Genomic DNA, 26508 nt, shown 5'->3' with positions numbered 1-26508 from the left:
ATAAAAGCCCCGAAAACCGCGTTGGCTTCCGGGGCATGTTGTCCTTGATTTGCTGGCCGCCCGGCCCGGATCTGCGCTTGAGGCGATCCCCGGCCGGTGGCCTTGTCAGATAAATCAGTGCCGGGTCGATGCCCTCAGGCGTTCCATTTCATCCTTGAGACGCAGCTTGAGCCTCTTCAGCTCGGCGATTTTCTGGTCGTCGATGGAGGGAGACGTAAGAGCAGTGTGGAGCTTTTCCTCAAGAGCGCCGTGCTTCTTTTCGAGCGATTCAAGATGAGCCTGCATGGTCATTTGACACGTCCTTCCTTTCGCCTACCTCCAGCCCTCAGAACGCTGGAGTTTCAGGCTTTACGAAAGTAATGTGACACGAAGAATGCGTTTTGTCGAAGGCGAAATGAGGGTTTTGGCGCGGCAAATTCGCTGAGAAGGATAACTTCCCGTTACCAGTATTTGGTGATAGGAGCTTGCGCGAATCTTCGCCGCGTCCGACAAACGGACGGGTAGGAAATGCGAGAATGGGGACAGGAATATGGCCGATCAGGAACAGGCGGACATCCGGCTCGCGCTGGCGAGACTTCGTCAGGAACATGAAGATTACGACGCCGCCATCAATGCCATGATCACGACTGGCTGCGACGCTTTGAGAATCCAGCGAATGAAGAAGAAGAAGCTGGCCATCAAGGACAAGATGAGCTCGATCGAGGACCAGATCGTCCCTGATATCATCGCTTGAGAGGCAAGGAGCGCCGACAATGACCGATGAACGCCCGCCTGTCGCCATCATCATGGGAAGCCAGTCCGACTGGGAGACCATGAAGAACGCCGCCGATACGCTGGACATACTGGGCGTCGGCTATGAAGCGCGGATCGTCTCCGCCCACCGTACGCCCGACAGGCTTGTCTCCTTTGCCAAGGGTGCCCGCGACGAAGGTTTCCAGGTGATCATTGCCGGAGCCGGCGGTGCTGCCCACCTGCCGGGCATGGCCGCCGCCATGACACCGCTTCCGGTCTTCGGCGTGCCGGTGCAGTCCAAGGCCCTGTCCGGTCAGGACAGCCTGCTCTCAATCGTCCAGATGCCGGCCGGCATTCCCGTCGGCACGCTTGCCATCGGCAAGGCGGGTGCCGTCAATGCGGCGCTGCTCGCCGCAGCCGTGCTCGCCCTTCACGACGAGGACCTCGCCGACCGGCTCGACGAATGGCGCGCGCGCCAGACCGCGGCAGTTGCCGAATACCCCATGGACGACCAGATATGAGCGCACGCACGATCGGCATCATCGGCGGCGGCCAGCTCGGCCGCATGCTGGCCATGGCCGCGGCACGACTGAACTTCCGCACCGTGATCCTCGAACCGCAGGCCGATTGCCCGGCAGCACAGGTGGCCAACAGCCAGATCACCGCGCCCTATGGTGATCCGGTGGCCCTGGCGGAACTTGCCGCCGCCTGCGAACTCGTGACCTATGAATTCGAGAACGTCCCCGTCGAGGCAGCCGCGATCCTTGCCCGCAACGTACCGGTCTATCCGCCGCCGCGCGCACTGGAAGTAGCCCAGGACCGCCTGACCGAAAAACGCTTCCTCAACGACTGCGGCATCCCGACCGCCCGCTTCCATGCCGTCGACAGCCAGGCAGACCTCGAAGCGGCGCTTGCCGATTTCGGCGGCAAGGGCGTGCTCAAAACCCGCAGGCTCGGTTACGACGGCAAGGGCCAGCGGGTCTTCGCCTCTGTAGCCGACAGCACAGATGGCGCCTATGCCGCTCTCGGCAGCGTTCCCCTGATCCTCGAAAGCTTCGTTCCCTTCGAGCGCGAGATCTCGATCATCGCCGCCCGTGCAATCGACGGAACCGTGGAGACCTACGACCCCGCGGAGAACGTTCACCGCAACGGCATCCTCGACACCTCGACGCTTCCGGCGCGAATCGGTGACGCAACCGCGAAGGCAGCCTGCGAATCGGCCGAGAAGCTGCTTGCCGCGCTCGACTATGTCGGCGTCGTCGGGATAGAGTTCTTCGTCCTGCCGGATGGCGCGCTGATCGCCAACGAAATCGCCCCGCGCGTCCACAATTCCGGGCACTGGACGGAAGCCGCCTGCGTCGTATCGCAGTTCGAACAGCATATCCGCGCGATTGCCGGCCTGCCGCTCGGCTCGCCGGCCCGCCATTCCGATTGCGTGATGACCAACCTTATCGGCGACGACATCAACGACGTGCCGGCCTGGCTTGCCCGCCCGGACGCGCTTGTCCATCTCTACGGCAAGACCGAGGCCCGGGCAGGCCGCAAGATGGGCCACGTCACCGAACTGAAGCGCCGCGAAGGCTGAAAACGCGGGAAAAATCCGGCGCTTCGGCACGGAATCCCGGCCGGACCGGTTGACACGAAGGGTCCGGACGGAGTAATTGCCACCAACCCTTTAGGAGCGCGCCCCGTAGCGCGCTTTTGATTGATAGAGACAAGTGGCGGATTTCATCGTTCGCCGACAACCTTTGCGGACCAGTAAAATGAAGATCAAGAACTCGCTGAAAGCGCTCAAGGCCCGTCATCGCGACAACCGTCTGGTTCGCCGCAAGGGCCGCGTTTACATCATCAACAAGCAGAACCCGCGCTTCAAGGCTCGTCAGGGCTGATGCGACGGCGCCGCGTTCGCGCGGCGTGGCTTGCCACCGGCGTTGAGGCTCAAGGGCCCAAACAGTCGATGGCGAAAATTTGAGTTTGAAAGACGGCGCAAGGGGATTACCTTATCCACATGCGCCGTTTTTTCGTTTACGCCCCAGCGATTGCCGTCCTGCTGATCGCGACTTCGGTCGAGGGGCCTGCTCGGGCCGAAGAAGCCCCGGCCGCGGAAAAGGCTGCACTCGACAATAATGCGACGACAGCCGAATCGCCGAAGACGGTCGAGGCCCTCATCACCGAACTGAAGCGCGAGCGCGATCCGGAAGCGGCCGACAAGATTGCCGACGAGATCATGGCAAACTGGAACCGCTCCGACAGCCCGACGGTCGACCTGCTGATGGAATGGGCCAACAACGCGATCGCCGAGAAACGCAATGCGGCTGCGCTCGATTTCCTCGACCAGGCGATCGTCCTGAAGCCTGAATTCGTCGGCGCCTGGAACCAGCGCGCGACGCTGCACTTCACAATGGGCCAGTACCGCAAAGCCGTCGCCGACATCAATCATGTCCTGGAACTCGAGCCTCGCCATTTCGGCGCGCTCGCGGGTCTTGCCGCCATCCTCGGAGAACGGGGCCGCGAAGAGATGGCGCTGAAGGCGTGGGAAGGCTATCTCGACATCTACCCCGCCGATCGGGAAGCACAGGGCATCGTGGACAAGCTTTCCGAAAAGCTCGCGGGCAGCCGCACGTGACCACACCCCGCGGCCGCATGCCGGCGCTCCGCCCATAGCCCCCTCGAAATGCGCCGCCGCCACGCCATGCTGCTGACCTCTCTCGCCGCCGCCTTATTGTCGACCTCCGTGATCGCCACGGCGGTCCGCTCGCGCGCCATCGAGGCGGCAGCACCCAATCTCGGCACGCTGAACGACGTCGGCGGCTACGCGATGAACGCGCTGCACCTGCCGGCCGGTCCCGCGGCCGATCTGCCGCCTATCGTCTTCATCCATGGCGCCAGCGGCAATCTCCGCGACCAGGCAACTGCCTTCCGCGCCCCCCTGGAAGGACGAGCCGAACTGCTCTTCGTCGACCGACCCGGCCATGGCTATTCGGAACGGGGCGGACCGGAGAACGACACGCCCGACGGTCAGGCCGACGCGATCGCCCGCCTGATGGAGAAGCGTGGCATCTCCCGTGCGATCATCGTCGGCCACTCCTTCGGCGGCGCGATCGCCGCAAGCTTTGCCGTACTCCATCCGGACAAGACCGCCGGCCTGCTCTTCCTCGCGCCGGCGAGCCATCCCTGGCCCGGCGGCGTCGACTGGTATTACACGCTCGCCGCGACGCCCCTCCTAGGTCCGCTCTTCTGCAACACCGTTGCCCTGCATGCCGGCCTCGCCCGGCTGGACGCGGCGACACAAAGCGTCTTCGCCCCCAATCCCCGCCCGCAGAGCTATGTCGAGGAGACCGCCCCGGCACTCGTCCTGCGTCCGGCGACCTTCCGGGCCAACGCCATCGACGTCGCCAACCTGCACGGCTATGTCGAGCGTTTCGCCTCACGCTACCGGGAGATCGCGGCGCCAACCGTGATCGTCACCGGCGACAGCGATGACGTCGTGCTGGAAGAGATCCATTCCCGCGGCCTGGCGCGCGACATTCAGGATTCGGAACTCGTCTGGATCGCCGGGCTCGGTCACAAGCCGGATTACCTGGCAAATGCCCTGGCCGTCGCGGCGCTGGAAAAGATTGCCGGAAAACCACGTGACCTGCAGGCCATGGCGCGCGCGCTGGAGCCGCAACTCACCGCCAGCCGGGTCTCCGGTCCCAAAACCCATGTCGGCCTCCAGGGCGGCAACTGAGCCTTCCGACAGGCGAGCGAAAGCCCACGAAAAAGCCGCCCGGAGGCGGCTTGGTTCGCGTCGTGTTTCAACGGGGAAACGTCAGATACCGGACAGGCCGTCGGAGCCGATATAGGCGATGCGCAGCATGTTGGTGGAGCCGGGCGTACCGAGCGGCACGCCGGCGGAAATGATCACCCGGTCGCCGGGCTTGCCGAACTCTTCCTCGACAACGATCCGGCAGGCGCGGTTCACCATGTCGTCGAGATCGGTCGGCTCTTCGGACACCACGCAATGCAGGCCCCAGACCACCGACAGGCGGCGCGCCGTCTGGATGACCGGAGAAAGCGCAAGGATCGGCACCTCCGGACGCTCGCGCGACGCGCGCAGGCCCGTATTGCCGGAAGAGGTGTAGCACACGATCGCCGTCAGCTTCAGCGTCTCGGCAATCTGGCGGGCGGCCAGCGAGATCGCGTCGGCGCCGGTCGCTTCCGGCTGGGCGCGCTGGGCGTAGATGATGCCCGGATAATGCGGCTCGCGCTCGACGGTGCGGGCGATCGACGCCATCGTCGCGACCGCCTCGACCGGATACTGGCCGGAGGCGGATTCGGCCGACAGCATCACCGCATCGGCGCCCTCGAAGACGGCGGTCGCCACGTCGGACACCTCGGCGCGGGTCGGGACCGGAGCCGAAATCATCGATTCCAGCATCTGGGTGGCAACGACGACCGGCTTGCCGGCGCGGCGGCAGGCGCGGATCAACTGCTTCTGCAACCCGGGAACGGCCTCGAGCGGCATTTCGACGCCGAGGTCGCCACGCGCCACCATCAGCGCGTCGGACAGCTCGATGATCTCGTCGATACGCTCGATCGCCTGCGGCTTCTCGATCTTCGACATCAGCCCGACGCGGCCGCGGGCGACCTTGCGGACTTCCGCCAGATCTTCCGGACGCTGGATGAAGGAGAGCGCCACCCAGTCGACGTCATTGGTGGCCAGCACTGCATCGAGGTCGGCGCGGTCCTTGTCGGTCAGCACGCCGGTCGCGAGCAGCGTGTCGGGAAGGCTGACGCCCTTGCGGTCGGAGATCTTCGTGCCCGAAACGACGGTCGTGACGATCGACTTGCCGTCGCACTTCTCGGCGCGCAGGTGCAGCTTGCCGTCATCGATCAGCAGGCGGTGACCCGGCTTTACGGATTGAAGGATTTCAGGATGGGGCAGGAAAACGCGGGTGTTGTCGCCCGGCTCGTCCTTGTTGTCGAGGGTGAACGTCTGGCCCGGCTTCAGTTCGACCGTCGTTGCGGCGAACTTGCCGACGCGCAGCTTCGGCCCCTGCAGGTCGGCCAGGATGCCGATCGGGCGCCCGCAGGCGGCCTCGACCGAGCGGATCTTGGCAATCAGGTCGCGCATCACATCGTGACTCGCATGGCTCATGTTGATGCGGAACAGGTCTGCGCCCGCCTCATGGAGCTTGCGGATCATCGCTTCGTCGGACGAGGCCGGGCCCAGCGTTGCGAGGATCTTCACTTTGCGATTGCGTTTCATCAGTTCTGGCTTTCCTGCGTACCGGGCGTGTCGGAAAGCTGGACCATCCAGCTGCCCTGACGTCCCGTGTCATATTCCTTGAAACCCATCTGCTGGTAACCGCGCGCGAAACAGTCCTGGACACCGACGATCTTGAACTCGTTCTCGGCGACGCACATGTTGATGTCGCCCGTCCAGCGGCCGCCGCGCGCGGCGTCCTCGGCATAGAGGTAGTAGTAGCGTGACTGGAGCTCGCCCTCGATCAGGGTCGCGCAGGTCGAGGCAGGAACCTGCCACCAGCCCTCGGTGATCCAGCCTTCCGACGCCCGGTAGCCGATCGCCACGCCGACGAGGTTCGGTGTGCCGTTGCACACCCGGAATTCGGCATGGGCGGAAGCCGCCGCGAAGAACGGCGCAAGCAGCGCGCCGGCAATGAGAAAATGTCTGAGGTGACGCGCGCCGCGTCGGGCGCCAGGAATTCTGATTTGCTTAAGCACGGTTTCCGCCGGAACTCCATGTTTGTGCGTCGACTGCCTTCTTGCGATGATGGATCAAGAAAGTCAACGCAACTCTAATCGATTATATTTTTATCGTGAACCATCGTCAGCGATCTTGGCACAATCGTGACCACGGCGAAAGCTTGCGCTGGTCTTTCCCCCATGTCATCAAGCCCGCGACGTTATTTCCGGCGAAAATCCATGCAAGACTTCACCCCCTTCGAGATCCTATCCGGCCACTATGACAGGGGCTTGGTGCTGCTCGCCGACCATGCCACCAACCGCCTGCCGAACCGCTATGCCCGGCTCGGCCTGCCGGAGACCGCCTTTGGCCGGCACATCGCCTACGATATCGGTATCGAGCCGCTGACCCGGGCTCTCTCCGCCCGTCTCGGCGTGCCTGCCGTGCTGAGCTGCTTCTCGCGACTGCTGATCGACCCGAACCGCGGTGAGGACGATCCCACGCTCGTCATGAAGATCTCCGACGGCGCGATCGTGCCGGGCAACCACCCGATCACCGCCGAGGAATGGAACCACCGCGTCGAGGCCTATCACCGCCCCTATCACCAGGCCGTCAGCCGGACGATCGAGGCGGTCGCGGAAGCGTCGGGCAAGGCGCCGCTGGTCCTCTCGCTCCATTCCTACACCCCTGCCTGGAAGGGTGTTCCGCGCCCCTGGCACGCGGCCGTCCTCTGGGACAGCGATTACCGGGCGGTGGCCCCGCTGCTTGGCGCCCTGCGAGCACCGGGCGACATCGTCGTCGGCGACAACGAGCCCTATGACGGTGCGTTGAAGGGCGATACCATGTACCGTCACTGCATGATGACGGGGATACCGCATGCCCTGCTGGAAGTTCGCCAGGACCTGATCGGCGACACTGCCGGCATTGCCGCCTGGGCCGACCGGCTGGAGCCGATCTTCGAAAGCCTCAATGCCGATCCGGCGCTCCATCGCTACGAGCGGCACCCGTCGCGTACCGGTCCCTATCCCGCCTGATAGCCGGAGGAATTCGCCATGAGCATGCCGACCAGCGAACAGCAGACCGAATTCGAGGCGGCGGCCTTTCGCCGGCTTCTCTCGCATCTGAGGAAACGGGCGGACGTCCAGAACATAGACCTGATGAACCTGGCGGGATTTTGCCGCAATTGCCTGTCCAATTGGTATCTCGACGCCGCCCGCGAGGCCGGTGTCGAGCTGACCCGTGAAGAATCCCGCGAGATCGTCTACGGCATGCCCTACGAAGAATGGAAAGCCCTCCACCAGACCGAAGCGACCGAGACCCAGAAGGCCGCTTTCGACGTCAACCGGCCACGCGAGTAGCGCGATCCCGAAGGTTAGGTCTTGACGCGGACGCCGCTTCGCGGCAGGTCAGCCCCACCGATGAATTTGCCCCTATCCAAGGAGAATGCCCATGTCTGATGCCCACGGCGTCGCCCGCGACCAGCTCCGCGCATTTGTCGAGCGTATCGAACGCCTCGAGGAAGAAAAGAAGACGATCGCCGACGATATCAAGGACGTCTACGGCGAAGCCAAAGCCATGGGCTTCGACACCAAGATCCTCAAGAAGGTGATCGCGCTGCGCAAGAAGGACGATCAGGAACGCATGGAAGAAGACCTGATCCTCGACACCTACCTGCACGCCCTCGGCATGATCGAGAACCCGCCGGAAGAATAAATCGTCCTTCGGCCTGATGAATGAAAAAACCCGCCGGAGCGATCCGGCGGGTTTTTCATTGGAACGACATATCTGGAACGTCTTGGGTCACGGAGCGCCGAAGCGGCTCGGGTCGATCGGAACGGTGCCCTGCTGGAAGCCGACGGGAAGTACGGCGGCCGGTGCGCTCAGCGAACGGCTGACGATGCGCGGCGCCTTGTTCGGCTTTTCCGCCTTCTCCAGACCGCCCTGGTTCAGCGCCCAGTACGAAATCATGTCCTTGGTGAGCGTGCCGCCGCTCATGGCGACGCGCGCAGCTTCTGCCTCGGCCTGGCTCGGACGCTTGCCCTTGGTCGGCAAACCGGCCTCGATGCCGGTATTGCCCTCGACCTTAGGAACATCGAAGCCGTCGCCGAATTCGGATGAAACAGCTTTGGGCTTCGGTTGCGGCGCAACGGAGGCAACCTCCACCGCAGGCGCGGGCTCCTCGGACGGTGCAGCAGTCAGTTCCGCCTGAGAAGCGGGACGTTCGGACGGCGTCGGCATGCTGCCCTGTTCGAGCGCGGCGGCAGCCTCGGGCGACAGGATCGCCTGCTCAACTTCGTCCATTTCGGCTTCCGGTTCGCTCTGAGCGCTAGCCAGCAACGCCTCGGCAACGGCCGGACGGGCGACAGGCACCGGAACGGCTGCAAGTTCTGGATCTTCACCGGTCATGCCGGGAGCGACCGACGCGGTCATGATGTTCTGAGCTTCGGCATCACCCTTCATGCCGCGCGGACCGAGCAGGGTCGGAACCGGGATCTTCATCGACTGAAGGTCGGCATAGGCTTCGCCTTCGGCCGGCTGGCCGGCGGCGACTTGTGTCAGGGCGTCTTCGGCAGCATTACGCGCCGGCGAGTAAAGGGCGACAGCAAGGCTGGTGTCGGCAGGCGCCAGCGACGGCCTTGCCTGCGGAACCGGCGCATTGACTGCGACAGCGGCCGGTGCGGCGTCAGGATCGGCCTGTGCGGCACCGTTGACACCCGGCAAAGTCGACGGCTGCGGCGCGGCAGATGCGACCATCACCGGCTCTGTGGCCGTCACGATCGTTTCAGCCGGAGCGGACGGACGCTCGGCCGGTACGCCGACATCCTCTTCCTCGTCCTCGTCGCCGCCCCCGAACAGGAAGGCGAGCAGGTTCTTGCGCTTGCCGCCGGACTTCTCCTCGGCGATCATGATCTCGTTGGAGCCGAGCCGCTTCTTGTATTCGGCGAGCGCCTGCTGGTAACCCGGCAACGGCTTGCCGTCCGACGGAATGTGGACCGTCTTGCCGTCGGGGAAGAGACGGACAAGTTCCTGGCGCGACATGCGCGGCCATGCGCGAACGCCTGCGACGTCCATGTGGACGAAGGGCGAACCGGAATTGGGATAGTAGCCGACGCCGCCGGCCTGGGCCTTCATGCCGAGTTCTCGTAGCTTCTTGAGCGGCACGCCCGGAATGTAGAAGTCCATGGCGGTGCCGCGCATGTGCTGGCTTTCCTTCGCGACACCCTTGGAGCGCGAACGCAGCATCGCATTGGTCTGGGGCGAGCGATAGCCGGACACGACGTTGATGTAGCCCGTGGCGCCGGAGCGTTGATAGACTTCCCAGACGAGGTCGAAGAGACGCGGGTTCATCTTCGTCGGCTCGTTGCGGCGCCAGTCGCGCACGATGTAGCTGAGTTGCTTGAGGCCCTTGGCGTCATAGCGACCGTTGCGCTTGAAGACGATTGCGGCTTTCTCGCCGGTATGGACGAAATGGATCTTGAGGGTGCGGGTTTCGGCAGAGGCCTTGGCGGCGGTGCTGAACAGGACGAAGCAGCTGACGAGGACGACGGCGACGACCGACAGAACCAGCCTGACAACGGGCAGAACATGCACAGCCCAAGGACTGCGCCCGAGTCTGCCGAGAGGCGCTCTTAGATCATGCGTAACCAGCAATTCAATCCCCGTCCGAAAGACTACGTCCCACGTCAACTCAAATGACTGCCAAATGCGGTAACACCATGGCAAATCTGCCACACGCACACAAGCATTCCATATATAGTGAACGTTTGTCTAACAAGTGATTAGCCGTTGGTAAGATAACAACTTTACCCAACAGTTAACAATGGGACCTTGCAGGGGCCTTATGCCGCATGCTTTTGCGGGTCGTCGGGGTCGATTCCATAGTCCTTGAGCTTGCGATAGAGCGTCGAACGGCCGATGCCGAGCTTGCGCGCCACCTGGCTCATCTGCCCCCTGTAGAACTTCAGGGCGAAGCGGATCAATTCCTCTTCGATCTCGGCGAGCTTGCGGACATTGCCCGCCTCGTCGGTGCTGATGATCACATTTCCGCCGACGTCACCACCCGAGGCCGACCGCGGTGCGACGACCGATTCGCCACTCGGGGCAGCAGCGCGGGGCGTACCGCCAAGCTCGGGATGATGAGAGACACTGCCGCGCGACACCTCTGTCTCGCCACGGGGCGCCGGAAAAAGGGACGGCATGCGATCCGTCATCTGCACGCTGATCTGCGGGAAGTCGGCTTCCGTCAGCACCGGCCCATCGGCGAGCACGACCGCCCTGAACACCGCATTCTCAAGCTGCCTCGTATTGCCGGGCCAATCGAAGCCGGTGAGCAGGGCCAGCGCCCCCGCATCGATCCCGAGCGGCTTGGCAAGCCGTTGTTCCACGGAGAAGCGCTCTGCAAAAGACCGGGCGAGATGCGGGATGTCTTCCTTCCGCCGCCGAAGCGCCGCGATCGTGATCGGGAAGACATTGAGGCGATAATAGAGATCCTCGCGGAACCGCCCGGCCTTGACCTCTTCGATCAGGTCCTTGTTGGTGGCGAGAATGAGCCGGACATTGACCTTGCGCGGACGGCGGCCCGGCGTGGTCTCAATCTCTCCGGACTGCACGACCGAAAGCAACCGGACCTGGACGTTCGCGGGGAGTTCGCTGATCTCCTCGATGAACAGCGTACCGGCCTCGGCCTCGGCAAACTTGCCCGGGGCAGCACCGGGTTCGCTTGGCGCGCCGGCTTCCTGGCCGAAAAGCACCCCCTCGATCAGACTGTGCGGAACGGCGGAACAATTGACACTGACGAAGGGACGGGCAGACCGCTCGCTGGTCGCGTGGATGGCACGCGCGATCAGTTCCTTGCCAACCCCCGCCTCGCCTTCGAGCATCACGGGGATCGTCGACTGGGCAGCGCGGCGGCCGAGCTCGACCGCGCGCGACATCGCGGCACTGGCGGCGACAATGTCGCCGAATCCGACGGCACCGCTGCGCGAGCGGCGCACGGGCTTGCCCTGCGAGCCGCTGCGGTTGAACTTCAGCGCGCTTTCGATCGCGGCAGCGATACGCTCGGCCGAGCAGGGTTTCACCAGGAAGTCGAAGGCTCCGGCACGCATGGCCTCGACCGCGTGCTGGGTTGCGCCCTCGACCGTCTGGACGATCACCGGGGCGCTGGCATGGAGATCGCCGATGGCATTGAGGAATGCGCTGCCTGCCCGCTCCGGCGCGGAAAGATCGACAAGCACGGCGCCGATGGCCGAGCGATGCCTGCGGAAGATTTCCAGACCGGCCTGATCGCTGTCTGCGACATGAACGACATGGCCTTGAGCTTCGATCGCTGCCTTGAGGGCACGGCGCTGGGCCGGATCTTCATCGATAACGAGGATATGAGCGGTCAAAATTCGAGCTCCCGGATTCACTGCGCGTCATGCGGAGTGCGGACTTGCAATTCAAAGTCCGGCGAGCCTGCCAGAAAGGACTGAACATCCTCTTTTGAGAAAAGGTCGCATTTTATCAATCGCATAAGGAGTTGCGAGCAATGCTTGCGCGGTCCCCTTTTCGTCCGGCGCTTGCCCAGTCCGGCGCGACTGACTACATCTCCCTCTCGTTGTTTCGGAAAAGGAAAGATCGTCATGCTCAGAGATTTGCAGCCCGCCCGCGCCCTCGCCGCAGCGTCTCCCGCCGCGTCCGCGCCGTCGCCGGAGCTTGGTGATCTTCCGCTGTGGAAACTGGAGGATCTGTACCCCTCCCCGACCTCGGCCGCGTTCCTCGGCGACCTTGAAAAGGCTGCCGCCGACGCGCTTGCCTTCGAGACGCGATGGAAGGGCAAGCTGGAAGCATCGACTGCCGTATCGGGCACACAGGGACTGGCGGCGGCCCTTGCGGAATTCGAGGCGCTGGAAGACCTGCTCGGCCGCATCGCCTCCTATGCCGGCCTGACTTATTACTCGGACATGACCGATCCGGCGAACGGCAAGTTCTTCGGCGATGTGCAGGCCAAGCTCACCGACCTGTCGGCGCATCTCCTGTTCTTCTCGCTCGAACTCAACCGCATCGATGATGCGCTGATCGACGCCGCCATGGACAAGGATGCAGCGCTTGCCCACTACCGCCCCTGGCTGGTCGACCTCAGGAAGGACAAGCCCTTCCAGCTCGAAGACAAAATCGAGCAGCTGTTCCTCGAAAAGTCGATGACGGGCGCCGCCGCGCTCAACCGCCTGTTCGACGAGACGCTTGCCTCGCTGCGCTTCAAGGTCGGCGAACAGGAGCTGCCGCTCGAAGCCACCCTCAACATGCTGCAGGATTCCGACCCGACCGTCCGTGAAGGGGCGGCAAAGGCGCTGTCGCAGACGTTCAAGGACAATATCCGCATCTTCGTCCTCGTCACCAACACGCTGGCCAAGGACAAGGAAATCTCCGACCGCTGGCGCGGTTTCGAAGACATCGCCGACAGCCGTCACCTCGCCAATCGCGTGGAGCGCGACGTGGTGGACGCGCTGGCCGCCGCCGTGCGCGAAGCCTATCCCCGCCTTTCGCACCGCTATTACGCGATGAAGGCGAAGTGGCTCGGCATGGAGCAGATGAACTCCTGGGACCGCAACGCGCCGCTGCCCGAAACCTCCGACCGCCTCATTCCCTGGAACGAGGCCAAGGATACCGTGCTCTCCGCCTACGGCGCCTTCGCACCCGAAATGGCCGAAATCGCCGGCCGCTTCTTCGACGGCGGCTGGATCGATGCGCCCGCCCGGCCCGGCAAGGCGCCCGGCGCCTTCGCGCACCCGACGGTTCCCTCGGCACACCCCTATGTACTGCTCAACTATCTCGGCAAGCCGCGCGATGTGATGACGCTCGCCCATGAACTCGGCCACGGCGTCCACCAGGTGTTGGCCGGCGCGCAAGGGCCGTTGATGTGCCAGACGCCGCTCACGCTTGCCGAAACGGCATCCGTCTTCGGCGAAATGCTGACCTTCCGGACCCTTCTCGACCGCACGACCGACAGGCGTGAACGCAAGGCCATGCTCGCCCAGAAGGTCGAGGACATGATCAACACGGTCGTGCGCCAGATCGCCTTCTACGAGTTCGAGCGCAAGGTGCACACTGCCCGCAAGGAAGGCGAACTGACGGCGGAGAAGATCGGCGAACTCTGGCTGTCGGTCCAGACCGATAGCCTCGGGCCGGCAATCAAGATCTCGGAAGGCTACGAGACGTGGTGGGCCTATATCCCCCACTTCATCCATTCGCCCTTCTACGTCTATGCCTATGCCTTCGGCGACTGTCTGGTGAACTCGCTCTATGCGGTCTACCAACAGGCTGACCAGGGCTTCCAGCAGAAGTATTTCGAACTGCTGAAGGCTGGCGGCACGAAGCACCATTCGGAGCTTCTCGCCCCCTTCGGCCTTGATGCCACCGATCCGTCGTTTTGGGCCAAGGGCCTGTCGATGATAGAAGGGCTGATCGACGAGCTTGAGGCGCTTGATAGCGCGTCCTGAACCGGAGACCGCTCGGCCCCATGGCTGACCTTTCCCCTTATGCCCTGTTCCGCGACGATCGTCGCGGGAAGAGCCTGCTTTTTGCCGAGCCGAGCGAGATCGTCGTCGCGCGCACGGCCGGCGAAGTGCTGCCGGCCTTCGAGCGGCTGGAGGAGGCTCGCCGCAACGGCCGGTGGCTCGCGGGTTACGTCTCCTACGAGGCAGGCTATGTCTTCGAGGAAAAGCTCAAGCCTCTGATTGCCGAAAGTCGGGAGACCCCGCTGGTCGCCATGGGCATTTTCGATCAACCAGCGCCCGGCAGCCATCCACTGGCCGCGAGGCTGGAGCCCGAAAACGTCCCCTTCGTTACAGAACCAAGCGCAGGCTGGGATTTCGACACCTATCGCGACCGCTTCGAACGGCTGCACGAGCACTTGCGCAAGGGCGACTGCTACCAGGCCAATCTCACCATGCCGATCGAGGCGCGCTGGCACGGCGATCCGCGCGAGGTGTTCTGGTCGCTGGTTGCCCGCCAGCCGGTTCGCTACGGCGCCCTGATCAACCTCGGTGGTCCGGTCGTCCTGTCACGCTCCCCCGAACTGTTCTTCAAGGTCGATCGCAAGGGCTGGATCGAAACCCACCCGATGAAGGGAACAGCGCCACGCGGTGCGACACCCGACGAGGACAGGGCGATCATCACCGCCATGCTGGCCGACGAGAAGACGCAGGCCGAAAATCGCATGATCGTCGACCTGCTGCGCAACGACATCTCGGTGATCTCCGAGGTCGGAACCCTCTCGGTGCCCAAGCTCTTCGAAATCGAGACCTACCCGACCGTGCACCAGATGGTCAGCCATGTCCGGGCGAGGCTCAGCCCGGATATCGGCCTGCCGGAGATCTTTCAGGCGCTCTTTCCCTGCGGCTCGGTCACCGGCGCCCCGAAGATGTGGGCGATGCGCATCCTTGCCGAACTCGAGGCCGGCCCACGCGATGTCTATTGTGGCGCGATCGGATATTGCGACCCCTCCGGCCCCATGCGTTTTTCCGTAGCGATCCGCACACTGACACTTTTCAAAGACGAACGCGCGGTCTTCAATGTCGGCGGCGGCATCGTCTTCGATTCGAAGCCGCAAGCGGAATATGACGAATGCCTTTTGAAGGCGCGCTTTGCGGTAGGGGATCAATGGATTTCTCGCTGATCGAAACCATGCGCTGGCAACCAGGGGAAGGCTTCCTCCGGCTCGACCAGCATATGCGGCGCCTGAGCCGCTCCGCCGATGCGCTGGGCTTCCGCCAGCCGCAGGATGCGGTCGCAAAGCTCGACGCCGAGGTGAAGGGCGACACGCCGCTTCGCGTCCGCCTGGTCATGAGCTTCCGCGGCAAGATCGAGGTAACCACCACGCCCTTCGAACCGCAGCCCGAGGACACGGTCTGGCGGCTGCGCATCGGCAAGACCCGGCTGAAATCGGACGATCCGCTCTACCGCCACAAGACCTCGCGACGCGAGCCTTACGAAGCAGCGCGTGCCGAGTTCGCCAAGGAAGAAGCAGACGAGGTCCTGCTGCTCAACGAGCGAGGCGAAGTCTGCGAGGGTACCATCACCAATCTCTTCGCCGAGGCCGAGGACGGCCAGTATGTCACGCCGGCCCTTTCGAGCGGCCTGCTGCCCGGCATCTTTCGCTCCGAAATGATCCGCGAACGCAAAGCGAGGAGCGAAGTCCTCCGGCCCGAAGACCTGAAGTTTCGCAAGCTCTTCGTCGGCAATTCGCTGCGGGGACTAATCCGCGCCGAACTCGTCGATGGAGACGCCTGATGTTCATTCTCTCCCTCACCTACCGCAAGAGCAACGAAGAGGCGGACCGGCACATGGAACCGCACATGGCCTGGGTGAACGAAGGCTATGACAGCGGCATGTTCCTCGCCTCCGGCCGCAAGGTGCCGCGCACCGGCGGCGTCATTCTCGCGAAAGGCGACCGGACGGCGATCGAAAGCTTCGTTGCCGCCGACCCGTTCACCATCCATGGCGTCGCCGACTACGAGATCGTGGAACTCGCGCTCACGAGGACCGCTGAAGGGCTGGACGGATTGAAGGGCTGACGAATCTAATCCGCGTTCCTAGACGTCGTCTTTCAAGCTGCGCGGCGCATCCTGCCTGCCGTCAAAGATCTCGAGGATCTCGATACCCGCTTCATCCCGCCTCAAATAGGCAAGGCGTCCCATCTTGGCGCCGCCCCAAGCTCCCTGTTGCAAAAACGCGATCGAGTTGTCACGTTTGTGGCAAACACGACAAGCGGGAACCCTTGCACTTCAATGACCTCCCTCACCTACACGCCCTATACTGGCCCGAGCAAACCCTTCACCATCGGCCTTTCTGCCCTTGACCCGGCGCGCTGGATCGAGCCGGATGCCGATCTCGGCCGCTATCTCGACGAGAAACGCCGGCTTGCCAAGGAGCACTACGAGGACATCTTCCGCGCGGCACCGGAAAGCCTGGACGCCCAGCAGGAATGTCTCGACATGCTCGCCGCCCATCTCGTCGACTGTCACGGAGAGGTCTATCAGCGGGAGGGCTCGGTGATGCGGATGGCCGGGCATGCGGTTGACCTGGCAGACGATAATATTCCGCCGCTGCTGAGGGCCGGATCGATGATCGAGGACGACCTCGTCATCCTGCGCAAGATGCCCGACGGCTGGACGATCGTCGCCGCCCATCTCGCCTTCCCCTCGTCGTGGTCGCTGGCTGAAAAGTTCATGAAACCGATGGACCAGGTCCACGCCGATGTCCCGGGTTTCCAGGCCGGCACCCGAAACGCGGCGATCGTCAACCGCGTCTTCGACAATCTGCTGCCGGAGCAGCCGGCGGAGCGCTTCAACTGGTCGGTCAACTGGACCTACGCGCTTTACCATCCGCGCCCGCAGAAGACGGCGATCGAACCCTCGTCCCGCGGCGTGGATGCAGCCGGCGCCTTCGTCCGCGTCGAGCGCCAGACGTTGCGCAAGATGCCGAAGACCGGCGATCTCGCCTTTACGATCCGCATCTATCTCGATCCCGTCGCCGTCTTCGCCAGGCACCCCGACGGCGCCCGGATGGCAGAAGGGATGGCAAGCCAGCTCGAGGCGATGACCAAGGAGCAGATCGAATACAAGGGGCTGGCCGACAAGCGCGATGAACTGGTGCGCGCGCTGCGGGCCACCGTTTTTGCCTGAAATTCCACTCCGCCGGCCGCCCGGCGGCGAAAAGCGCCCTTTATTATGTCAGGGATTTGTGGTCTAGAGCCGCTGATACCAGCGAGCCCCGCCCGCATTTCAAGGAGAAAGAAATGACCAAGCAAACCTATCCGGTTTACGGCGAGATCACCGGCCCGATCGTCATGATCGGCTTCGGTTCGATCGGTCGCGGAACCCTGCCCCTGATCGAACGTCACTTCAAGTTCGACAAGAGCCGGATGGTGGTCATCGATCCGCGCAATGACGAAGCCGAACTGCTCGCCAAGCATGGCGTCAAGCACGTCCAGGCGCACGTCACCAAGGAAAACTACAAGGAACTGCTGAAGCCGCTCCTGACCGAAGGCGCCGGCCAGGGCTTCCTGGTCAACCTGTCGGTCGATACCGGCTCGGTCGACCTGATGAAATTCTGCCGCAAGCTCGACGTCCTCTACATCGACACCGTGGTCGAACCGTGGCTCGGCTTCTATTTCGACAAGAACATGAAGAATTCCGAGCGCACCAACTATGCGCTCCGCGAAACGCTTCGCGCCGAAAAGAAGAAGAACCCGGGCGGCACCACCGCCGTGTCCACCTGCGGCGCAAACCCGGGCATGGTCTCCTGGTTCGTCAAGCAGGCGCTCGTCAACCTCGCCCATGAAACCGGCCTGAAGTTCGAAGAACCGACCGCCGAAGATCGCGAAGGCTGGGCCAAGCTGATGAAGAAGCTGGGCGTCAAGGGCGTGCACATCGCCGAGCGCGATACCCAGCTCACCAAGAACCCGAAGCCGCTCAACGTCTTCTGGAACACCTGGTCGGTCGAAGGCTTCATCTCGGAAGGCCTTCAGCCCGCCGAACTCGGCTGGGGCACCCACGAGAACTGGATGCCGAAGAACGCCAAGAAGCACAAGAAGGGCTGCAAGGCCGCGATCTATCTGGAGCAGCCGGGCGCCAACACCCGCGTTCGCACCTGGTGCCCGACGCCGGGCCCGCAATACGGCTTCCTCGTCACCCACAACGAGTCGATCTCGATCGCCGATTACTACACGGTCCGCGACAAGGACGGCGAAGTGACCTATCGCCCGACTTGCCACTATGCCTATCATCCGGCCAATGACGCCGTGCTCTCGCTGCACGAGATGTTCGGCAATGGTGGCACGGCCCAGCCGGTGCTGCATGTCCTCGACGAGAACGAGCTGGTCGACGGCGTCGACGAACTCGGCGTGCTGCTCTACGGCCACGAGAAGAATGCCTACTGGTACGGCTCGCGCCTGTCGCTGGAAGAAACCCGCCGCATCGCGCCCTACCAGAACGCCACCGGCCTGCAGGTCAGCTCGGCCGTACTCGCAGGCATGGTCTGGGCCATCGAGAACCCGAAGGCCGGCATCGTCGAAGCCGACGAAGTCGACTACAAGCGCTGCCTCGAAGTGCAGTCGCAGTATCTCGGCCCGGTCGAAGGTCACTACACCGACTGGACCCCGCTCGATGGCCGCCCGGGCCTCTTCCCGGAAGACATCGACACCAAGGACCCTTGGCAGTTCAAGAACATCCTCGTTCGCTGATTCGCCTGGACACCGTGAATTGAAGGAGCCCGCCGCATCAAGCGGCGGGCTTTCTGTTGCCAAATATCAATAGGATACGTCGAAACCGGGATAACGGCCTCTCCCTGAGGCTCTGGCCTTGCTTTCACCATGCCTTCGCGTCATGGTTCGGAAAAATCGATCGGGTGGTCCGAGGTCACCCGGACAAGAACGACCCTGCGGAGACGGTGATGAAGATCAGGTCCATTTTTACTCTTGTGGCATGCGCGGCGGCCCTTTCCGCCTGCACGTCAAGCGGCCCTCGCCCGCTGCCGCCGATCAGCCAAGGCCCGACCGTAGATGGTGCCTGGGTTGACGCAAACGGTTTGGTATCTACTTTTGGGGGCGGACGTCTCGAAACCCGCACTTCCGATGGAAGCAATAAGGTGATGGCGACAGGCACCTATACTCAACAGGCGAACAACCTAGTTTCCATCACCCTGTTCTCGAACATCAAGCAAACTACGACGCAAGCGAACTGCGCCATGGTTACGCCGAACCAGCTGAACTGCACCTCCGAGAGCGGTGCGCAGTTCTCGCTCGCCCGCCGCGGCTGAGCCGATCTTCAAGCCTTCATTGATCAGAGCGGCCGGCGGAAACGTCGGCCGTTTTGGTATTCTGGCCCGCCTTCCGACCCGCCGTGCACTGCGCAATTTCGCTTGCAGTCTCGCCCGCTTGATGAAAACATCCCGCCCGGCAAAGCCCTTTTGAACGCCCCGGGCGCGCCTTGCGGCGTCTCGCGGCTGCCTTTGATAACAGGAGAAAAGCTATGTTGAGACACCTGCGATTTGGCCTTCTGAGCGCGTCTGTGCTCGCCCTGTCCACCTCTGCCGCCCTGGCCGATTTCGAGCTGAACATCCTGCATATCAACGATTTTCATTCGCGCATCGAGGCGATCAACAAGTTTGACTCGACATGCTCGCCGGAGGAAGCAGGCAAGAACGAGTGCTTTGGCGGCGTTGCCCGCATGAAGACCGCGATCGACGCCCGCAGGGGCGAACTGAAGGACACCAACCTGCTCGTGCTCGATGCCGGCGACCAGTTCCAGGGCTCGCTTTTCTACACCACCTACAAGAGCGCCCCGATCGCTGAATTCATGAACGGCATCGGCTTTGACGCCATGGCGATCGGCAACCACGAATTCGACGACGGCCCCGAGGAACTCGCCCGCTTCATCGATGCGCTGAAATTCCCGATGATCTCCGGCAACGTTCTGGCCGGCCTCAACACCCCGATCGCCGACAAGTACAAGCCCTACATCATCAAGGAGTTCGGAGCCGACAAGGTTGCGGTCGTTTCGGTCCTCGCGACCGATACGGACGAAACCTCTTCGCCCGGTGACGACGTGCTGTTCATCGACGAGATTTCCTATCTCAAGGATGCCGTGAAGGAAATCGAGGCCGCCGGCGTCAACAAGATCGTCCTGCTCTCGCATGTCGGCTACACGGTGGACCAGCGGATCGCCGCGGCGGTCGACGGCATCGACGTGATCGTCGGCGGCCACAGCCACACGCTGCTCTCCTCCACCGACGAGAAGGCGGCCGGCCCCTACCCGACGCTGGTCAAGAACCCGTCGGGCAAGGACGTGCCGATCGTCACGGCCTACGCTTATTCGAAATATCTGGGTGACTTGAAGGTCGTCTTCGATGACGCCGGCGCCGTGAAGTCCGCCGAGGGCGCGCCGAAACTCCTCGACGCTTCGGTGGCTGAAGATACCGCCTACGCCGCCAGGGTCGCAGAACTCGGCGCTCCGATCGAGGAACTGAAGAAGAAGGAAATCGGCGAGACGGCAGCGGTTATCGACGGCTCGCGCGAAGTCTGCCGCGCCGCCGAATGCACGATGGGCAACCTCGTCGCCGATGCCATGGTCGATCGGGTCAAGGATCAGGGTGTAACGATTGCCATCCAGAACGGTGGCGGCCTGCGTGCCTCGATCGATGCCGGAACGGTGACGATGGGCGAAGCCCTGACCGTCCTGCCCTTCCAGAACACGCTGGCCACCTTCAAGCTGAAGGGCTCCGATATCGTCGCGGCACTGGAGAATGGCCTGAGCCAGATCGAGGATGGCGCCGGCCGCTTCCCGCAGGTCTCCGGGATGAAATACACCTTCGACAAGTCGAAGCCGGCCGGTAGCCGCGTCGTCTCGGTGGAAGTGAAGGAAGGGGACGCGTTCGTGGCCCTCGACCCGGCCAAGCTCTACGGCGTCGCGACCAACAACTACATGCGCGCCGGCGGCGACGGCTACAAGATCTTCACCTCGGCCGGCCAGAACGCCTATGACTTCGGCCCTGGCCTCGAGACCGTTCTGGCCGACTACATTGCCAAGAACAGCCCCTACAAGCCCTATACTGACGGCCGTATCACCGAAGTTGTCGGGGCGGCGCCCGCTGCACCTGCGGCGACGACCGAAGCCCCGGCGGCGGCCCCTGCAGCCCCGGCGGCAGCCGAAGCCGTGGCTACGGCGGCCACGAAATACACGGTCGCGCTCGGTGACAGCCTCTGGAAGATCGCCGTCGCGACCTACGGCGATGGCCTGGCCTGGAAGAAGATCGCCGAGGCCAACAAGCTGAAGAACCCGGACCTGATCGGTGTCGGCAAGGAACTCGAACTGCCGGCCAAGTAAGGCGCGGTTTGCCGAAGGCTCAAGACCGGTCCGGGCTTTCCCGGACCGGTTTTTGCTTTTAAGAGATGATCCCGAAGACGCTCTCCTTCGTAGTGGGTCCGAGCGACGCAATCAGGATTTCGAAATGACCGCAGACCAGTCTCACCTTCCCCCCGGCCACCCGTCCGTTCGTTTCGGCAAGGTCGGCGTGCTTCTCGTCAATCTCGGCACGCCGGATGGCACGGACTACAAGTCGATGCGGCGCTACCTGAAGGAATTCCTGATGGACAAGCGCGTCATCGAGTGGTCGCCCTGGAAGTGGTACCCGATCCTGTTCGGCATCGTTCTGAACACGCGCCCCCAGAAGGTCGGCAAGGCCTATGAGGAGATCTGGAACAAGGAAAAGGACGAGAGCTATCTGCGGACCTATACCCGCAGCCAGGCGGAACTGATGGCCGAGGCCCTCAAGGGCCACCCGAACGTCGTGGCCGACTGGGCGATGCGCTACGGCCAGCCGTCGATCGCCTCGAAGATCGACGCGCTCCAGGCCGCCGGCTGCGAGAAGATCCTGCTCTTCCCGCTCTACCCGCAATATGCCGCCTCGACCACGGCCACCGTCAACGACAAGGCATTCGAGCACCTGATGAAGTTGCGCTGGCAGCCGGCTGTCCGCACGGTTCCGCCCTATCACGACGACCCGGCCTATATCGACGCGCTGGCCGTCTCCGTGGAGAAGAAGCTCGCCACGCTCGACTGGGAACCCGAACTGCTCATCACCTCGTTCCACGGCATTCCGCAATCCTACTTCAAGCAGGGCGACCCCTATCACTGCCACTGCATGAAGACCGGACGCCTCCTGCGCGAACGCCTTGGCCTGCCGAAGGAAAAGTTCATGGTGACCTTCCAGTCCCGCTTCGGGCCTGAGGAATGGCTGCAGCCCTACACCGACAAGACGATGGAGAAGCTTGGAAAGGATGGCGTGAAGCGCATCGCCATCATGAACCCCGGCTTCGTTTCGGATTGCCTGGAGACACTGGAGGAAATCGCCGGAGAGGCTGGCGAGATCTTCCATCATAACGGTGGCGAGAAGTTCGTTCACATCCCCTGCCTGAACGACAGCCCGGAAGGCATGAACGTGCTTGAGACGGTCGTGCGTCGCGAACTGCAGGGCTGGATTTAGGGTCTTGCGCGGCACCAACCGGAGCTAAGCAGCGAGTAAGCGTCGCGCGGGATCGGCAGGAACTCCGACGTCAACGGTCCCCGCGAAACAACCGCCGCGGAAATGCGGTTTGACCCGAGTTGGATGCGAGACGGGGACCCGGGCTAGGTGTATAGTCTCGCTGATTGAAAACGCGCGAGCTTCGGGCTGACCGTGCAGCTTTGAGCTGTCCGGTCCGGGCATCCGTAGACCGAGCGTTGGCCGACAGCGCCGCCCGCGGGCGAAGGCGGTTGCGAAGGCAAGCAGGATCGATCTGGAGGTAACAGCCGATGATGATTACCGCGATCGATGACTATTTCGCCAAGGGATGCGGGCGCTGCGAGCGTTTTGCCACACCCGATTGCTCGACGCGGTCGTGGATAGCAGGACTTGAGCAACTCCGTCGCATCTGCCTCGATTGTGGCCTTACCGAAACGGTGAAATGGGGCCATCCGTGCTACATGCACGCCGGCCGGAATATCGTGATCATCGGTGCCTTCCGCAACGACTACCGGATCACGTTCTTCAATGCATCGCTGATGAAGGATCCAGATGGCGTACTCGAACGCCAGGGGCCGAACTCGCGCCACCCGGATATGATCCGCTTCGTGAAGAACGAGGACGTCGCCCGGATGACGCCAGTGATCCAGGCCTATCTCAGGGAAGCGATGAACTATGCGGAATCGGGTCTCAAGGGAGAGAAGGAAGACGTACCGCTCGATCTGCCGGAAGAACTGGTTACCGCGATGGATGACGATCCGGTGCTCGCAGAGGCGTTTCATCGTCTCACACCCGGACGGCAGAAGAGCTACGTCATACTCCTCAACGGAGCCAAACAGACCGACACGCGCCGCGCCCGCATCCTGAAGAACCGCGACAAGATCCTCGCCGGCAAGGGAGCGCTGGAGCGCTGAGAAACAGCCCCAGCCCCTCAACCAATACGGTTCAAGAAATACAACCAGGAAGAATCGCCACGCCTGCGCCGCGCCTTTCCCTGAGCTCTCTGGAAAGCTGACCTGCTCAAAAAATAGCCAAATTTCATAAACTTAAGCAACATTCGAAAGATTACAGGCCCAAACGCCATCAGCCTTTAGTTGCACATTTACTCATGAAGCTCTCTCTTCAATTGGCCTAAGTCATTGATTTTCATTGCCAAATATAACAGGTAAAATCTTGTATTAACGCTAATTTAAATCGTCAATCCTAGATTTGACCTCACGAAGGAGAGACAAATGGCAACACGTAAGGCAGTTCTGGCAGCAACCATGTTTGCGCTGTCAATGTCCCATGCCCTGGCACAGACGGCAGAGCCGAACGCCAAGGCTCTGGTCACCCCCGCGGTCCTCGAAGACATGCGAAAGTTCATCGATTCCGAAATCGTCCAGATTTCGATCGACGCGCAGAACGAGAAGCAGCAGAAGCTCACCCAGGCGGAGATCGACACGCTGGACGCCCAGTGGCGCGCCGAGCGCGAAAAGGAGGACAAGCCCCTGATCGCAGCAACGCTGTCCAATCCGCTTTCGGTGTATCTCGCCCGCATCCAGGGACGCTCCCTCGGCCTTTATGCCGAAATCTTCGTGATGGACCAGAACGGCCTGAACGTCGGCCAAAGTTCGGTGACGAGCGACTTCTGGCAGGGCGACGAGGACAAGTTCCAGAAGACCTTCAATGTCGCAGGCGATGCCGTCTTCATCGATGCCCCCGAATGGGATGACGAAGCCAAGATCTGGCGCGGCCAGGTCAGCTTCACCGTCACGAAAGGTGCGGAAGAGAAGCCGATCGGTGCCGTTACCGTCGAACTCAATCTCACCGAACTCGAGCGGCGCGCTGCAGTCGGCCTCTGAACCCCAGCGAAACAGCGGCCAGTGGCGGCCAGGAACTTGAAACGTTCCCGTGGGACCGGCGCCATCAGCGAAACCAGATAGGTAAGACCATGATCAAGAACATATCCGTCAGCGCCAAGGGCTTCGCAGCATTCGGCATCCTGGCGGTCATCGCCATCGGAGCATCCGGGTTCATCTACACCCGTGTCGACACTGCCGGGACGCTGGTCGAAAACAAGCAGGTCATCGACCAGCTGTTGACCAAAACCGCGGAGCTCACCGACGACATGGTGCAGGCCGATCTGGCGCTGAAGAATTTCCTCCTCACCGGTAACCGCGACTTCGTGGCAACCCTGGAGCAGTCGACCAAGAAGATCGACGGCGAAGTGCCCGCACTGGAAAAACTGTTCGAGGCTGAAGCCCAGAGCGAGCTTCCCGCCCTGCGCGAGGCCATCGGCAAGATCGGGGAATGGCGTTCGACCGTCGTGGAGCGGCAGATCAGTCTGATGCGCGACCCGATGACGGTCGAACTCGCCCGTGCGATCGAACTGACCGGCGACGGCTCCAGACTGGTCTCGGCCTTCAACGAGAAGCTCAAGACCGTCACCAGCGACCTTCAACAGCGCGCCGATGTCGCCTCGGCCGATCAGAAATCGGCTCTGGCTACGGTGGAACTGATCAGCCTTGCCGCATCCGTGATCGTCGGGCTCGTCGCGGCGCTGATGGGCCTCCTGAACTTCCAGCTCGTATCCCGGCCGCTTGCCCGCCTTGCCGACGTGACGTCGCGTCTCGCCAACGGCGACCTGGACGTCTCGATCGACAAGGGCGGCAAGGATGAGATCGGCCAGATGGCCGAATCCATGCAGGTCTTCCGCGAAGCGGCCATCGCCAACCAGCGCCTGCAGGCGGAAGCAGAAGAGGCGCGCGGCCATGCCGAAGCCGACCGCCTGGCCGCCCAGGAACGGGCCGAGGCCGAAGCTGCCGAACGCCTGCGCATTGCGACCTCCGGCCTTGCTGCCGGCTTGAAGCGACTGGCGAAGGGCGAGCTCTCCTTCCAGCTCGAAGAAGCCTTCGCCCCGGATTTCGAGGCGCTCCGCCACGACTTCAACCAGTCGATCAGCCAGCTCAACCAGACCCTCTCCGCGATCACCAACAGCGTCGCGACGATCGAGACCGGCACCCAGGAAATCGCCTCCGGCACCGATCACCTGTCGAAGCGCACGGAACAGCAGGCAGCCGCCCTTGAGGAGACCGCCGCTGCCGTCGAGGAGATCACGGCCAACGTCCAGAATTCGACGAAGCGGACGGAAGAGGCCCGCTCTGTCGCCTCCCAGGCCAATTCCTCGGCCAACCAGTCGTCCGAGGTCGTGGCACGGGCCGAAGAGGCCATGCGCAAGATCGAGGAGAGCTCGCGTCAGATCTCCAACATCATCGGCGTAATCGACGAGATTGCCTTCCAGACCAACCTGCTGGCGCTCAATGCCGGCGTCGAAGCTGCCCGCGCCGGTGAAGCCGGCAAGGGTTTTGCCGTTGTCGCCCAGGAGGTACGTGAGCTTGCCCAGCGTTCGGCAAACGCGGCAAAGGAAATCAAGTCTCTCATCCACAACTCGACGACCGAAGTCTCGAGCGGCGTGGATCTGGTCCGCCAGGCAAGCGAAGCTCTCCGCACCATCGGCGTCTTCATCTCCGACATGAACACCCACATGGATGCGATCGCCATCTCGGCGAAGGAACAGTCGACCGGCCTTTCTGAAGTCAACCAGGCCGTCAACGCGATGGACCAGACCACGCAGCAGAACGCCGCGATGGTCGAGGAGTCGAACGCCGCCTCCGCCGCACTCGCCTCCGAGGCCGCAAAGCTCCGCGAACTCATCTCGCAGTTTACTATCAACGGCGTTGCCTCGACCCAGGCCGCAGCGCTTCGCCAGACGGCCCGCACCATGGCCCGGCCGAGCCAGCCTGCAACGGTCTCCCGCCCCGTCCAGCCGGCCCGCATGAGCGCCCCGGCCATGCGAAGCCATGGCAATGCGGCGGTCGCGGCAGATAACTGGGAAGAGTTCTGAGCCTTTCACAAAGGCACTCAAGGACAGAATAGAAGGAGGCCGCGCAGCCATGTTGCGCGGCCTTTTTCACGTCCGGTGCGACACCCTCGCCCGACCTCCAGGCCGAGAGGCGGCTCGCGGCACGGCGCCCCCACCTCCACTTCTTCTCTTTTGCCGCTCG

The 26508-nt window shown here is 62.9% G+C and carries 26 protein-coding genes; 21 read left to right on the top strand and 5 right to left on the bottom strand.

The window, feature by feature from the left end; translation table 11 throughout:
* Positions 1–114: 114 nt before the first annotated feature.
* Positions 115–291, bottom strand: a complete 177-nt coding sequence (locus HHL25_RS00705; RefSeq protein ID WP_169586278.1) for a YdcH family protein — start codon at positions 289–291, stop codon at positions 115–117.
* A gap of 238 nt (positions 292–529) precedes the next feature.
* On the opposite strand from HHL25_RS00705, the gene HHL25_RS00700 reads away from it, so the two are divergent.
* The 6 genes from HHL25_RS00700 (at position 530) to HHL25_RS00675 (ending at position 4462) form a co-directional block, all read left to right on the top strand.
* On the top strand, positions 530–733 hold the full coding sequence (locus HHL25_RS00700) for a YdcH family protein (protein WP_169586276.1): 204 nt from the start codon (positions 530–532) through the stop codon (positions 731–733).
* A gap of 19 nt (positions 734–752) precedes the next feature.
* On the top strand, positions 753–1253 hold the full coding sequence (gene purE / locus HHL25_RS00695) for a 5-(carboxyamino)imidazole ribonucleotide mutase (RefSeq protein ID WP_169586274.1): 501 nt from the start codon (positions 753–755) through the stop codon (positions 1251–1253).
* Entirely contained in the window at positions 1250–2317 is a 1068-nt protein-coding gene (locus HHL25_RS00690; protein ID WP_169586272.1) for a 5-(carboxyamino)imidazole ribonucleotide synthase, read from the top strand. The genes purE and HHL25_RS00690 overlap by 4 nt, the downstream gene beginning before the upstream one ends.
* 178 nt (positions 2318–2495) lie before the next feature.
* Entirely contained in the window at positions 2496–2621 is a 126-nt protein-coding gene (ykgO, locus tag HHL25_RS00685) for a type B 50S ribosomal protein L36 (RefSeq protein WP_003497670.1), read from the top strand.
* A 113-nt stretch (positions 2622–2734) separates the two neighbouring features.
* Positions 2735–3358, top strand: coding sequence for a hypothetical protein (locus tag HHL25_RS00680; protein ID WP_390624506.1), 624 nt, complete (start codon positions 2735–2737; stop codon positions 3356–3358).
* A gap of 48 nt (positions 3359–3406) precedes the next feature.
* The gene (locus HHL25_RS00675; protein WP_246701664.1) at positions 3407–4462 is read left to right on the top strand and encodes an alpha/beta fold hydrolase; all 1056 of its coding nucleotides are present in this window, start codon (positions 3407–3409) and stop codon (positions 4460–4462) included.
* 81 nt (positions 4463–4543) lie between these two features.
* On the opposite strand, the gene pyk is transcribed toward HHL25_RS00675, so the two are convergent.
* Positions 4544–5983, bottom strand: a complete 1440-nt coding sequence (gene pyk / locus HHL25_RS00670; RefSeq protein WP_169586268.1) for a pyruvate kinase — start codon at positions 5981–5983, stop codon at positions 4544–4546.
* The gene (locus HHL25_RS00665) at positions 5983–6396 is read right to left on the bottom strand and encodes a DUF1036 domain-containing protein (protein WP_390624505.1); all 414 of its coding nucleotides are present in this window, start codon (positions 6394–6396) and stop codon (positions 5983–5985) included. The genes pyk and HHL25_RS00665 overlap by 1 nt, the downstream gene beginning before the upstream one ends.
* Before the next feature lie 264 nt (positions 6397–6660).
* Here HHL25_RS00665 and HHL25_RS00660 point away from each other — a divergent pair, with 264 nt between their 5' ends.
* The 3 genes from HHL25_RS00660 to HHL25_RS00650 all read left to right on the top strand — a co-directional run bounded on the left by HHL25_RS00660 (position 6661) and on the right by HHL25_RS00650 (position 8134).
* A complete protein-coding gene (locus tag HHL25_RS00660) occupies positions 6661–7455 on the top strand; it encodes an N-formylglutamate amidohydrolase (RefSeq protein WP_205927692.1) in 795 nt (264 codons plus the stop codon).
* Between the two features lie 18 nt (positions 7456–7473).
* The gene (locus tag HHL25_RS00655) at positions 7474–7779 is read left to right on the top strand and encodes a DUF1244 domain-containing protein (protein WP_169586264.1); all 306 of its coding nucleotides are present in this window, start codon (positions 7474–7476) and stop codon (positions 7777–7779) included.
* Between the two features lie 91 nt (positions 7780–7870).
* The gene (locus HHL25_RS00650) at positions 7871–8134 is read left to right on the top strand and encodes a DUF2312 domain-containing protein (protein WP_169586262.1); all 264 of its coding nucleotides are present in this window, start codon (positions 7871–7873) and stop codon (positions 8132–8134) included.
* Between the two features lie 87 nt (positions 8135–8221).
* On the opposite strand, the gene HHL25_RS00645 is transcribed toward HHL25_RS00650, so the two are convergent.
* Entirely contained in the window at positions 8222–10072 is a 1851-nt protein-coding gene (locus HHL25_RS00645) for a DUF882 domain-containing protein (protein WP_169586260.1), read from the bottom strand.
* A 188-nt stretch (positions 10073–10260) separates the two neighbouring features.
* Positions 10261–11808 carry a sigma-54-dependent transcriptional regulator gene (locus HHL25_RS00640; protein ID WP_169586258.1) on the bottom strand — a complete coding sequence of 516 codons (1548 nt, stop codon included), beginning with the start codon at positions 11806–11808 and terminating at the stop codon, positions 10261–10263.
* A 234-nt stretch (positions 11809–12042) separates the two neighbouring features.
* Between HHL25_RS00640 and HHL25_RS00635 the strand changes: the two genes are divergently transcribed.
* The 12 genes from HHL25_RS00635 to HHL25_RS00580 all read left to right on the top strand — a co-directional run bounded on the left by HHL25_RS00635 (position 12043) and on the right by HHL25_RS00580 (position 26348).
* Positions 12043–13899, top strand: a complete 1857-nt coding sequence (locus tag HHL25_RS00635) for a M3 family oligoendopeptidase (protein WP_169586256.1) — start codon at positions 12043–12045, stop codon at positions 13897–13899.
* Positions 13900–13919: 20 nt separating this feature from the next.
* Positions 13920–15077, top strand: a complete 1158-nt coding sequence (locus HHL25_RS00630; protein ID WP_169586254.1) for an aminodeoxychorismate synthase component I — start codon at positions 13920–13922, stop codon at positions 15075–15077.
* The gene (locus HHL25_RS00625) at positions 15062–15691 is read left to right on the top strand and encodes an aminotransferase class IV family protein (RefSeq protein WP_169586252.1); all 630 of its coding nucleotides are present in this window, start codon (positions 15062–15064) and stop codon (positions 15689–15691) included. The genes HHL25_RS00630 and HHL25_RS00625 overlap by 16 nt, the downstream gene beginning before the upstream one ends.
* Positions 15691–15975: a YciI family protein gene (locus tag HHL25_RS00620; protein WP_169586250.1), complete on the top strand. Its 285-nt coding sequence runs from the start codon at positions 15691–15693 to the stop codon at positions 15973–15975. The genes HHL25_RS00625 and HHL25_RS00620 overlap by 1 nt, the downstream gene beginning before the upstream one ends.
* Before the next feature lie 213 nt (positions 15976–16188).
* Complete coding sequence (locus HHL25_RS00615; RefSeq protein ID WP_169586248.1) at positions 16189–17085, top strand: heme-dependent oxidative N-demethylase family protein; 897 nt, start codon at positions 16189–16191, stop codon at positions 17083–17085.
* A 113-nt stretch (positions 17086–17198) separates the two neighbouring features.
* Complete coding sequence (locus HHL25_RS00610) at positions 17199–18644, top strand: homospermidine synthase (RefSeq protein WP_169586246.1); 1446 nt, start codon at positions 17199–17201, stop codon at positions 18642–18644.
* Between the two features lie 209 nt (positions 18645–18853).
* Positions 18854–19219, top strand: coding sequence for a hypothetical protein (locus tag HHL25_RS00605; protein ID WP_169586244.1), 366 nt, complete (start codon positions 18854–18856; stop codon positions 19217–19219).
* Positions 19220–19431: 212 nt separating this feature from the next.
* Positions 19432–21285, top strand: coding sequence for a 5'-nucleotidase C-terminal domain-containing protein (locus tag HHL25_RS00600; protein WP_169586241.1), 1854 nt, complete (start codon positions 19432–19434; stop codon positions 21283–21285).
* 124 nt (positions 21286–21409) lie between these two features.
* Positions 21410–22444, top strand: a complete 1035-nt coding sequence (gene hemH, locus HHL25_RS00595) for a ferrochelatase (protein WP_169586239.1) — start codon at positions 21410–21412, stop codon at positions 22442–22444.
* Positions 22445–22752: 308 nt separating this feature from the next.
* Positions 22753–23376 carry a YdeI/OmpD-associated family protein gene (locus HHL25_RS00590; RefSeq protein ID WP_315852993.1) on the top strand — a complete coding sequence of 208 codons (624 nt, stop codon included), beginning with the start codon at positions 22753–22755 and terminating at the stop codon, positions 23374–23376.
* A 318-nt stretch (positions 23377–23694) separates the two neighbouring features.
* Positions 23695–24306 (top strand): hypothetical protein, encoded by a 612-nt coding sequence (locus HHL25_RS00585; protein ID WP_169586237.1) that lies wholly within the window; start codon positions 23695–23697, stop codon positions 24304–24306.
* An 89-nt stretch (positions 24307–24395) separates the two neighbouring features.
* Positions 24396–26348, top strand: coding sequence for a methyl-accepting chemotaxis protein (locus HHL25_RS00580; protein ID WP_169586236.1), 1953 nt, complete (start codon positions 24396–24398; stop codon positions 26346–26348).
* The last annotated feature ends 160 nt before the right edge of the window (positions 26349–26508 follow it).

The organism is Rhizobium terricola, assembly GCF_012927355.1.
Lineage (GTDB): Bacteria > Pseudomonadota > Alphaproteobacteria > Rhizobiales > Rhizobiaceae > Allorhizobium > Allorhizobium terricola.
Note: the sequence above shows the minus strand (reverse complement) of the source record. Positions and strands in the feature narration are given on the sequence as shown.